At 63.2% G+C, this 11737-nt stretch carries 10 protein-coding genes; 8 read left to right on the top strand and 2 right to left on the bottom strand.

The window, feature by feature from the left end; all coding sequences use genetic code 11:
• Positions 1–26 precede the first annotated feature (26 nt).
• Complete coding sequence (rnhA, locus tag N430_RS22825; protein WP_027919086.1) at positions 27–473, bottom strand: ribonuclease HI; 447 nt, start codon at positions 471–473, stop codon at positions 27–29.
• A gap of 13 nt (positions 474–486) precedes the next feature.
• Positions 487–1260, bottom strand: a complete 774-nt coding sequence (locus N430_RS22820) for a class I SAM-dependent methyltransferase (protein WP_110639054.1) — start codon at positions 1258–1260, stop codon at positions 487–489.
• Positions 1261–1345: 85 nt separating this feature from the next.
• Here N430_RS22820 and gloB point away from each other — a divergent pair, with 85 nt between their 5' ends.
• From gloB to N430_RS22780, 8 genes are all read left to right on the top strand, one after another.
• Positions 1346–2125, top strand: a complete 780-nt coding sequence (gene gloB / locus N430_RS22815) for a hydroxyacylglutathione hydrolase (RefSeq protein WP_110639053.1) — start codon at positions 1346–1348, stop codon at positions 2123–2125.
• A 100-nt stretch (positions 2126–2225) separates the two neighbouring features.
• A complete protein-coding gene (locus N430_RS22810; protein WP_110639052.1) occupies positions 2226–3650 on the top strand; it encodes a lytic transglycosylase domain-containing protein in 1425 nt (474 codons plus the stop codon).
• Between the two features lie 178 nt (positions 3651–3828).
• A complete protein-coding gene (locus N430_RS22805) occupies positions 3829–5601 on the top strand; it encodes an extracellular solute-binding protein (protein ID WP_110639051.1) in 1773 nt (590 codons plus the stop codon).
• On the top strand, positions 5598–7424 hold the full coding sequence (locus N430_RS22800; RefSeq protein ID WP_110639050.1) for an extracellular solute-binding protein: 1827 nt from the start codon (positions 5598–5600) through the stop codon (positions 7422–7424). Before N430_RS22805 ends, N430_RS22800 begins: the two co-directional genes overlap by 4 nt.
• Before the next feature lies 1 nt (position 7425).
• Positions 7426–8499, top strand: coding sequence for a microcin C ABC transporter permease YejB (locus N430_RS22795; protein ID WP_079228977.1), 1074 nt, complete (start codon positions 7426–7428; stop codon positions 8497–8499).
• A gap of 1 nt (position 8500) precedes the next feature.
• Positions 8501–9520, top strand: a complete 1020-nt coding sequence (locus tag N430_RS22790) for an ABC transporter permease (protein WP_103446637.1) — start codon at positions 8501–8503, stop codon at positions 9518–9520.
• A gap of 1 nt (position 9521) precedes the next feature.
• Positions 9522–11123, top strand: coding sequence for an ABC transporter ATP-binding protein (locus N430_RS22785; protein ID WP_110639049.1), 1602 nt, complete (start codon positions 9522–9524; stop codon positions 11121–11123).
• A gap of 315 nt (positions 11124–11438) precedes the next feature.
• On the top strand, positions 11439–11681 hold the full coding sequence (locus tag N430_RS22780; RefSeq protein WP_110639048.1) for a hypothetical protein: 243 nt from the start codon (positions 11439–11441) through the stop codon (positions 11679–11681).
• Positions 11682–11737: the final 56 nt, after the last annotated feature.

Here is an 11737-nt window from a genome sequence, read left to right as displayed (position 1 = left end):
TACAAAGGCGACGATTGTACCGCAGCTCAACGCTTGGCGCGCACTTCCTCGACGCCGCGGTTGGCCAGTTGGTCGGCGCGCTCGTTGCCGGGGTGGCCGATGTGCCCGCGCACCCACTTCCAGGTGACCTTGTGGCGGTTGACCTGCTCGTCGAGCAACTGCCACAGGTCGGCGTTCTTCACTGGCTCCTTGGCCGCTGTCTTCCAGCCGCGCTTCTTCCAGTTGACCATCCACTCGTTGATGCCCTTCATCACGTACTGCGAGTCGGTGGTCAGCACCACTTCGCACTCACGCTTGAGCGCCATCAGCCCCTGGATCGCCGCCATCAGTTCCATGCGGTTGTTGGTGGTTTCGCGCTCGCCGCCCCACAGTTCCTTCTCGACGCCCTTGAAGACCAGCAGGACGCCCCAGCCGCCCGGGCCGGGGTTGCCCTTGCAGGCGCCATCGGTATACATCTCGACGCTATCGCTCATGTACCACTCATGTTCAGTGCTTTTCGGTATCCGGATTGGCGGCGCTGCGGTTGACCTTGGCCAGCGGCAGCGGCAGCAGCTTGCCCATCGGCTCGCGGCGCACCTGGCGCAACGGCCGCAGGCCGACCACCATCTTGCGCGCCACCAGCAGGTAGACCCCGCCGCCGGCACTCTGCCAGCCGCCCGCCATCCGTTCCCAGCCTGCCAGGCGTTGCTGCCAGGCCGGCGAAGTGAGCGGCGGACGATAGCACCCGAAGCGGCGTTTCTCCAGCGCGAAGCCCAGCAGGTTGAGCCAGTCGCCCACCCGTGACGGCGAGATGCAGCGCGCCTTGCGCAAGGCGCCATGGCTGAAGAAATGGCGCATGCCCCAGCCGCTCCAGGGGTTGATACCGACGATCAGCAGGTGCCCGCCCGGGCGCACCGCACTGGCGGCCTCACGCAACAGGCCATGGGGCGACAGACTGAAGTCCAGGCCATGCTGCAGCACCACCACGTCGGCGGCGTGCTCGCTCAAGGGCCAGGCCTGTTCCTCGCAGACAATCTCCACCCCCGGCAGCGGTGCACCAAGGCGCACATTACGCTGCACCTGAGGCGCGCTGGGCGGCGCCTCGGCACAGGGGCCATAGTGCACAAGGTAGCCACCGAAGAAGCGCCCGAGCTCTTCTTCCAGGAGTTTTTCCTCTTCCTTCAACATCAGCTGGCCGAGTGGGCCGTTGAACCACTCACGGGCCAGGCTGATCAGTTCGACCCATTCCGGGTCGGCCTGAGCAAAGGCTTGGTCGGTCATTGCGCTCTCCCTCGAAGGTTCTCGCACCGCGCCATCGCGGCTAAGATGCCCTCATGTGCCACGCCTGGCGATACGGATCCGCACCATGATACAGATCGACGCTCTCCCCGCTTTCTCCGACAACTACATCTGGTTGTTACAGGATACTGCCAAACGCCGTTGCGCGGTGGTCGACCCCGGCGATGCCAGCCCGGTGGAGGCCTGGCTGGCCGCCCACCCCGGCTGGGCGCTGGACACCATCATGGTGACCCACCACCACCATGACCATGTCGGCGGTGTCGAACGCCTCAAGCAAAAGACCGGTGCCCGCGTCTGCGGCCCGGCCCACGAGCAGATCCCGGGCCGCGACCTGGCGCTGGACGAGGGCGACACGGTCAGCGTGCTGGGCGTGCCCTTCCAGGTACTGGCCGTGCCAGGCCACACCCTGGGGCATATCGCCTACTTCAGCGACCAGCCGGCCACACCGCTGCTGTTCTGTGGCGACACCTTGTTCGCCGCCGGTTGCGGGCGCATGTTCGAAGGCACGCCAGAGCAGATGCAGCCCGCCCTCGCCCGCCTGGCCGCGCTGCCGGAGCAGACCGAAGTCTACTGCACCCACGAATACACCCTGAGCAACCTGCGCTTCGCCAAGGCCGTGGAGCCCACCAATCCGCACGTTCTGCAACGGTTCGAAGACGTTACCCGGTTGCGCGCCGAAAATCGCATCACCTTGCCATCAACGATCGGCCTGGAGCGCCTGACCAACCCGTTTCTGCGTACCGCTGAAACATTAGTTAAACAAAAAGCAGACGAATGGAAGGGACATTCAAACGACTCGCAGGTCACTGTTTTTGCTGCTTTGAGGTCTTGGAAGGACACCTTCTGATAACCTCAAGATATATCGCAGAGGGTTCACAACGGTTGACCCAGGCGGGAGCGGTTTCTAGAATCGCCGAAATTTTTCGCTCGGAAACCTGTGTCAGCCGATGTCTTCCCGTAGCCGCAGAACCGCTCATGCAGTCGCCCTGACGCGCCTGGCCCAAATCAGTGCGCTGGCGCTGGCCGCCACCCTGGTGGGCTGCCAGAGTACCCGTCAGCTCGACGAAGCCGACAGCGTTCGCGCGCACAATTACCAGGCTCGGATCAAGCACAAGCCCTCACCGCTGGCGGTCAAACCTGCCGAACCGCCGCAGGATGTGTGGGAGCGCATGCGCCAGGGCTTCGCCCTGCAGGACAACATCGACGTCAACCCGCGCATCGAGCAGCAGCGCCTGTGGTTCGCCAGCAACCCGACGTTCCTCGAGAGCGCCGGCGAGCGTGGCAGCCTCTACCTGCACTACATCGTCGAGCGCCTCGAAGAACGCGACATGCCGCTGGAGCTCGCGCTGCTGCCGGCCATCGAGAGCGCCTACAACCCCATGGCCTACTCGCGCGCCAGCGCGGCGGGCATGTGGCAGTTCATGCCCGCCACCGGCCGCCATTTCAACCTGCGCCAGACCAACTTCTACGATGGCCGTCGCGACATCACCGCGTCGACCAACGCCGCGCTGGACTACCTGACCCGCCTGCACGACATGTTCAACGGCGACTGGCTGCTGGCCCTGGCGGCCTACAATGCGGGCGAAGGCACCGTCAGCCGTGCCATCGAGCGCAACGAGAAGCTCGGCCTGCCCACCGATTACTGGAACCTGCCACTGCCACAGGAAACCCGTGACTACGTGCCCAAGCTGCTGGCACTGTCGCAGGTGGTCTCCACGCCTGAAGCCTATGGTGTGAACCTTACGCCGATCGCCAACGAGCCCTACTTCGAAGCGGTGGCCATCAACGACCGCCTCGACCTTTCGCGGGTTGCCGCCTTCGCCAACATCGACGAAGACGAACTGATCCAGCTCAACCCGGCCTTCAAGAAACGCATGACCGTGGACGGCCCCAAGCAGCTGCTGGTGCCGACCGCCAAGGCGCAACTGCTCAGCGACAGCCTGTCCAACCTCAAGCCCGAGCAGCTGGTCAGCCTGCAGCCGAACAAAGCCGTGTTCGCCGCCGCCGTGGCCGAAGCCAAGGGGCCTGCGGCGCGCAGCTACCGGGTCAAGCGTGGCGACAGCCTGAGCAGCATCGCCAAGGCTAACCGCGTTGCGGTCAAGGACATCCAGCGCTGGAACAAACTGCCGGGCAACCGCGTCAAGGCTGGCCAGGTCCTGGCCCTGCGCGGCGGCAGCGCACCGAGCGCCGCAGGCAACCGGGTGGCCGCTTCCGGGCAGCGCTCCACCCAGTACAAAGTGCGCAAGGGTGATTCGCTGTATCTTGTAGCCAAACGTTTCAACGTCGAGATGCAGCACCTCAAGCGCTGGAATCCGCGCAGCGGGCATGCGCTCAAGCCAGGCCAGACCCTGACCGTCTACCTGTCGCACTGATACACGACCAAGGGCCGCTATGCGGCCCTTTGCAATCCCCTGGACCCCACTCTTTTTCCATACCCGGCAAGCTGTTACTGTACCCCGACCAAAGCCCAACGCCTCTGGATCGGATGCCGACTTGATACGTCCCCTCCTGCTGTCACTCAGCCTGGCCTTGAGCTTCCCCGCCGTCGCGATGGTGAGCGAAAGCCACGGATACGCGCAGTTCGGCACGCTCAAGTACCCAGCCACATTCACCCACTTCGACTGGGTCAACCCGCAAGCGCCCAAGGGCGGTACCTTGCGGGCCATGGCATTCGGCACCTTCGATACGCTCAACCCCTATACCTTCAAGGGCACCAGCCCCGTCACCACGCCTAACTTCCTGCAGTACGGCGTCAGCGAGCTGAACGAAACGCTGATGGTCGGCACCGGCCAGTACGACCCTTCCGGTGACGAGCCCACCTCCAGCTATGGCCTGATCGCCCGTTCGGTGGAGTACAGCGAAGACCGCAGCTGGGTGGTGTTCAACCTGCGCCCGGAAGCGCGCTGGCATGACGGCGCGCCGATCACCGCCGCCGACGTGGCGTTCTCGTACCGTACCCTGCTCAAGCAGGGGCACCCGATCTACCGCACCAACCTGCAAGAGGTGCAGCGCGTCGACATCCTCGGCCCGCTGCGCATCCGCTTCGTCTTCAAGCGCGCCGGCAACCCGCTGCTGATCCTGCGCCTGGGCGAAATGCCGGTATTGCCCAAGCACTACTGGCAAAAGCGTGACTTCGAGGCCACCACCTTCGAACCGCCGCTGGGCAGCGGGCCGTATCGCATCACCCAGGTGGAGCCTGGCCGGCGCCTGGTGTTCGAGCGGGTGAAGAACTACTGGGGCAAGGACCTGGCGGTAAATCGCGGCAAGTACAACTTCAACCGCGTCGAATACGAGTTCTACCGCGATGCCACCGTGGCCTTCGAAGCGTTCAAGGCCGGCGAGTTCGACATCTATATCGAGCACCAGGCAAAGAACTGGGCCAACGGTTACAACTTCCCGGCCGTGCGCCGGGGCGAAGTGATCAAGGCGCAGATCCCGCACCAGATCCCTACCCAGACCCAGGGCCTGTTCATGAACAGTCGCCGGGCCACGTTCAGCGACCCACGGGTGCGCCAGGCACTCGGGTTGATGCTCGACTTCGAGTGGACCAACCGGGCGCTGTTCAGCAGCGCCTACCGCCGTGCGACCAGCTACTACCCCAACAGCGAGTTCGCCGCCAGCGGCGTGCCCACCGGCAAGGAGTGGCTGCTGCTGGCGCCGTTCCGCGACCAGCTGCCCGACAAGCTGTTCACCCAGCCCTACCAGGTCAGCCACACCGACGGGCGCGGCATTGGCCGCCAGACCCTGCGCCAGGCCCTGAGCCTGCTCAATCAGGCTGGCTGGAAGCTCGACGGCCAGCGCCTGGTCAACGCCAAGGGCCAACCGTTCAGCATGGAACTGCTGCTGGTGAACCCGAGCCTCGAACGCATCCTGCAACCTTATGTCGAAAACCTGGCCAGCATCGGCATCGATGCGCGCTTGCGCACGGTAGACCGTGCCCAGTACAAGCAACGCCTGGACCAGTTCGACTTCGACATGATCCTGATGACCCTGAACCAGACCTTGAGCCCGGGCCTCGAACAGTGGCTGTACTTCCATTCCAGCCAGGCCTCGACCAAGGGCAGCAAGAACTATGCTGGGGTCAAGGACCCGGTGGTCGACCACCTGCTCGACACCCTGCTGGCCGCGCGCACCCGCGACGACCAGGTCGCCGCCGCCCGCGCCCTGGACCGCGTACTTTCATGGCAGTACTACATGATCCCCAACTGGTACCTCGACAATCACCGCCTGGCCTACCGCAACCGGTTCGCCTTCGTCACCACGCCGCCCTACACCCTCGGGCTGAATACCTGGTGGATAAAGCCTTCGGAGAAAGCCCAATGAAGCCGACGCTACGCCTGGCCTGCAGCCTGCTGTTCGCCTGCCTGAGCCTGCCCGCGCTGGCCGCGCCGCAACACGCGCTGACCTTGTACGACGAGCCGCCGAAATACCCGGCCGACTTCAAGCACTTCGACTACGTCAACCCCGACGCGCCCAAGGGCGGCACCTTCCGCCAGTCCAGCTTCGGCGGCTTCGACAGCCTCAACCCGTTCATCAACAAGGGTGTGTCGGCCGACAACGTCAGCATCATCTACGACACCCTGATGCGTCAGAGCCAGGATGAGCCGTTCACCGAATACGGCCTGGTCGCCGGCAAGATCGAGAAGGCACCGGACAACAGCTGGGTGCGCTTCTACCTGCGCCCCGAGGCTCGCTTCCACGATGGCCACCCGATGCGTGCCGAAGACGTGGTATTCACCTTCAACACCCTGATCAAGGACGGCGCCCCGTTGTACCGCCAGTACTACGGGGATGTGGCTGAAGTGGTCGCAGAAGACCCGCTCAAGGTGCTGTTCAAGTTCAAGCACAACAATAACCGCGAGCTGCCGCTGATTCTCGGCCAGCTGCCGGTGCTGCCCAAACATTGGTACGAAACCCGCGAGTTCACCCGTGGCAACCTCGAACTGCCGCTTGGCAGCGGCCCGTACAAGGTCGCCGAGGTCAAGGCCGGGCGCTCGATCCGCTACGAGCGGGTCAAGGATTACTGGGCCAAGGACCTGCCGATCAACCGCGGGTTCTACAACTTCGACGCCATGACCTTCGATGTCTACCGTGACAACAACGTGGCGCTGGAGGCACTCAAGGCCGGGGCCTTCGACTACGAACTGGAGATGAGCGCGAAAAACTGGGCGACCGCCTACGACGTTCCCGCCGTCCGCGATGGCCGCCTGATAAAGGAAGAAATACCCAACGGCAACCCGGTGGGCATGCAAGGCTTCGTCTTCAACCTGCGCAAACCAGTGTTCCAGGACGTGCGTGTACGCAAGGCACTCAGCCTGTTGTTCGACTTCGAATGGACCAACAAGCAGCTGTTCAACGGCGCCTATATTCGCACCGACAGTTACTTCGAGAACTCCGAAATGGCCGCCAGTGGCCTGCCCTCGCCGGCCGAGCTGAAAATCCTCGAACCGCTGCGCGGCAAGATCCCCGAGCAGGTGTTCACCGAGGCCTTCGCCAACCCGGTCAGCGACGGCAGCGGGATGATCCGCGAGCAGCAGCGCCAGGCCTACAAGCTCCTTCAGGAAGCCGGCTGGAAGATCGTCGACGACAAGATGGTCGACAAGGATGGCAAGCCGGTCAGCATCGAGTTCCTGCTGGCACAGACCCAGTTCGAACGTGTACTGCTGCCGTTCAAGCGCAACCTCGCTGACTTGGGGATAGGCTTCGAGATCCGCCGCGTGGACGTCTCGCAATACATCAACCGCCTGCGCTCGCGTGACTTCGACATGATCGTCGGCGGCTTCGCGCAATCCAATTCGCCCGGCAACGAGCAGCGCGAGTTCTGGTCCAGCACTGCCGCCGACAACCCCGGCAGCCGCAACTTCATCGGCTTGCGCGACCCGGCTATCGATCAACTGGTGGAGGAACTGATCAATGCCGACTCGCGCCAGAGCCTGATCGACCACTGCCGCGCCCTCGACCGCGTGCTGCAATGGGGTTACTACGTGGTGCCCAACTGGCATATCAAGACCAATCGGGTGGCCTACTGGAACCACATCGGCCACCCCAAGGTATCGCCCAAGTATGACGTCGGCATCGACACCTGGTGGGTCAAACCGGATGTGACACCGGCGGTCACCGAAGCCCCTGCGGACGAGGCCAACTGACATGCTGGCCTATATCCTGCGCCGCCTGCTGCTGATCATCCCGACCCTGTTCGGTATCCTGATCATCAACTTCATCATCGTCCAGGCCGCCCCCGGCGGCCCGGTGGAGCAGATGATCGCCAAGCTCGAAGGTTTCGAGGGCGCCACCAGCCGCATCGCTGGCGGCGGCGCCGAAGTTTCGGTAGCCGGTTCCAATTACCGTGGCGCCCAAGGCCTGGACCCGGCGCTGATCGCCGAGATCGAGCACATGTACGGCTTCGACAAGTCGGCGCCCGAACGCCTGTGGATCATGGTCAAGAACTACGCCACGCTGGACTTCGGCGACAGCTTCTTCCGTGACGCCAAGGTCATCGACCTGATCGCCGAGAAGATGCCGGTGTCGATCTCGCTGGGGCTGTGGAGCACGCTGATCATGTACCTGGTGTCGATCCCGCTGGGCATCGCCAAGGCCGTGCGCCATGGCAGCCACTTCGACGTCTGGACCAGCTCGGCGATCATCGTCGGCTACGCCATCCCGGCGTTCCTGTTCGCCATCCTGCTGATCGTGCTGTTCGCCGGTGGCAGCTATTTCGACTGGTTCCCGTTGCGCGGCCTGACCTCGAACAACTTCGACGAACTGTCTACCACGGGCAAGGTGCTGGACTACTTCTGGCACCTGGTGCTGCCGATCACCGCACTGGTGATCGGCAACTTCGCCACCATGACCCTGCTGACCAAGAACAGCTTCCTCGACGAGATCAACAAGCAGTACGTGGTCACCGCCAAGGCCAAGGGCCTGAGCCGGCCGCGGGTGCTGTACGGGCATGTGTTCCGCAACGCCATGCTGCTGGTGATCGCCGGCTTCCCGTCGGCGTTCATCGGCATCTTCTTCACCGGCTCCCTGCTGATCGAGGTGATCTTCAGCCTCGATGGCCTGGGCCTGATGAGTTTCGAAGCGGCGATCAACCGCGACTACCCGGTGGTCTTCGGCACCCTGTTCATCTTCACCCTGCTCGGGCTGGTGGTGAAACTGATCGGCGACCTGACCTACACCCTGGTCGATCCGCGCATCGACTTCGCCAGCCGGGAGCACTGACATGGCCCTGTCCCCCCTCAACCGCCGGCGCTTCGAGCGCTTCAAGGCCAACCGCCGAGGCTGGTGGTCGCTGTGGCTGTTCCTGATCCTGTTCGGCCTGAGCCTGGGCGCCGAGCTGATCGCCAACGACAAGCCGATTGCCGTGCGCTACGACGGCTCGTGGTACTTCCCGGCATTCAAGCGCTACCCGGAAACCACCTTCGGCGGTGAATTCCCGCTGGAGGCCAACTACAAGAGCCCGTACATCCGCGATTTGCTGGAGAAGAAAGACAGCTTCGTGGTCTGGGCGCCGATCCCGTTCAGCTACCAGAGCATCAACTACGACTTGCGCGTACCGGCTCCGGCGCCGCCCTCGGCGGACAACTGGCTGGGTACCGACGACCAGGGCCGCGACGTGTTGGCACGGGTGATCTACGGCTTCCGGGTGTCAGTACTGTTCGCACTCACCCTGACCGTGCTCAGCTCCATCGTCGGCGTCATCGCCGGCGCCCTGCAGGGTTTCTACGGCGGCTGGGTGGACCTGGCCGGGCAGCGCTTCCTTGAAATCTGGTCCGGCCTGCCGGTGCTGTACCTGCTGATCATCCTTGCCAGCTTCGTGCAGCCCAACTTCTGGTGGCTGCTGGGCATCATGCTGCTGTTCTCGTGGATGAGCCTGGTGGACGTGGTGCGCGCCGAGTTCCTGCGCGGGCGCAACCTTGAGTACGTTCGCGCGGCCCGCGCCCTGGGCATGCGCAACGGCGCGATCATGTACCGGCACATCCTGCCCAATGCCATGATCTCGACCATGACTTTCATGCCGTTCATCCTCACCGGTGCCATCGGCACCCTGACCGCGCTGGACTTCCTCGGCTTCGGCCTGCCCCCTGGCGCACCGTCGCTGGGTGAGCTGGTGGCACAAGGCAAGTCCAACCTGCAAGCCCCGTGGCTGGGCATCAGCGCCTTCGCCGTGCTGGCGATCATGCTGAGCCTGCTGGTGTTCATCGGCGAATCCGCCCGCGATGCCTTCGACCCGAGGAAGTGAAATGAGCGAACAGAACCTGATCGAAGTGCGCGACCTGGCGGTGGAGTTTGTCACCGGCGAGCAGGTCAACCGGGTGGTCGATGGCATCAGCTTCGACATCCGCAAGGGCGAGACCCTGGCCCTGGTCGGCGAAAGCGGCTCGGGCAAATCCGTCACCGCGCACTCGATCCTCCGCCTGCTGCCCTATCCGCTGGCCCGTCACCCCAGCGGCAGCATCCGCTATGAAGGCAAGGACCTGCTGCAGCAGAACGAGAAGACCCTGCAACGTATTCGCGGCAACCGCATCGCGATGATCTTCCAGGAGCCGATGACCTCGCTGAACCCGCTGCACTGCATCGAAAAGCAGATCAACGAAATCCTCCTGCTGCACAAGGGCCTGACCGGCAAGGAAGCCACAGCGCGCACACTGGAACTGCTGGAATTGGTCGGCATCCCCGAACCGCGCAAGCGCCTGAAGGCCCTGCCCCATGAACTGTCCGGCGGCCAGCGCCAGCGGGTAATGATCGCCATGGCCCTGGCCAACGAGCCGGAGCTATTGATTGCCGACGAGCCGACCACGGCGCTGGATGTGACCGTGCAGTTGAAGATCCTCGACCTGTTGAAAAAGCTGCAGGCAAAGTTAGGCATGGCCCTGCTGCTGATCAGCCACGATCTCAACCTGGTGCGCCGTATCGCCCACCGCGTGTGCGTGATGCAGCGCGGGCAGATCGTCGAACAGGCTGAGTGCGCCACCCTGTTCAGTGCGCCGCAGCATCACTACACGCAGATGCTGATCAATGCCGAACCCAGCGGGTTGCCGGCGCATAACCCGATCGGGGCGCCGTTGCTGGAGGTGAAAGACCTGAAGGTGTGGTTCCCGATCAAGAAGGGGCTGTTGCGCAAGACGGTTGACCACGTGAAGGCGGTGGACGGGATCAACTTCAGCCTGCCCCAGGGGCAGACGTTGGGGATTGTTGGCGAATCCGGGTCGGGCAAGTCGACACTGGGCCTGGCGATTCTGCGCTTGATCTCCAGCCAGGGCGGGATCCGCTTTCATGGGCAGCAGCTCGAAGGGATGAACCAGAAGGCAGTGCGGCCGCTGCGGCGGGAAATGCAGGTGGTATTTCAGGACCCCTTCGGCAGCCTGAGCCCGCGCATGTGTGTGGCGGATATCGTTGGCGAGGGGCTGCGGATTCACAAGATCGGCACGCCTGAAGAGCAGGAAGCCGCAATCGTTGCGGCGCTGGAGGAAGTGGGGCTGGACCCGCGCACCCGCCATCGATACCCGCATGAATTTTCCGGTGGTCAGCGACAGCGGATCGCCATAGCCCGCGCGTTGGTACTGAAACCCGCGCTGATTTTGCTGGATGAGCCCACCTCGGCGCTGGACCGCACGGTGCAGCGGCAGGTGGTGGAGTTGCTGAGGAATCTGCAGGCCAAGTACAACCTGACTTACTTGTTCATTAGCCACGACCTTGCAGTGGTGAAAGCGCTGAGCCACCAGTTGATGGTGATCAAGCATGGGCATGTGGTGGAGCAAGGGGATGCGCGGGAGATCTTCCATGCGCCGCAACATGTTTATACAAAGCAACTGCTTGAGGCAGCGTTTTTGGCGGACGTTTGAAGCATTCAGAATCAGATTTAACCGCTGGTTTGTAGTCCATTTCCCAAAGATACTCCGGGCGCTCTTTTTCCGTTGCGGCTGTGTGGGTCGAGCCCTAGTCTCGGTTGGTCGCTGAACATCAGCGATGCGGCTTTGACAGGCCGGAATTGAAAGTTAGTGCACCCGCGTCGCCCTCAATGGCGGCTGTGCGTGTGGGCACGCTTGCGTGCGCCGGTCTTTCCTTTCTTTCCACCGGTCTGTCAACCCGCGCACAGCTGCCACCCAACCGTTTGACAGCGGACGGATGGCAGCAAAACCGGAAAAAAGGAGATGTATATGCTGAAGATTGTCCCCGATCCACCCCACGATTTTCATTCCCTTGAAGACACGCTTATTCAGGCTGCGGACTACGCGCTATGCGCGGCGACCGTGGTGCAACAGGCGTTGTTGCTACATCCCAAATCACCGTCGTCGATCCTGATGATGACCTCGATGCATGAAATGGAAGCGCTGCGGGCTTTGCTCGAGTCAGCCTTAATTCAGGTGCAGATGCCCACTGGGCCTCGGACTTTGCACTGAGGCTCAGGTGATGTGCTGGCTGGTCTGGCCTCTTCGCGGGCACGCCCGCTCCCACA

Source organism: Pseudomonas sp. CC120222-01a (assembly GCF_003097235.1).
Taxonomy (GTDB): Bacteria; Pseudomonadota; Gammaproteobacteria; order Pseudomonadales; family Pseudomonadaceae; genus Aquipseudomonas.
The sequence above is the reverse complement of the archived record's forward strand: the minus strand, read 5'-3'. Positions and strand labels throughout refer to the sequence as shown.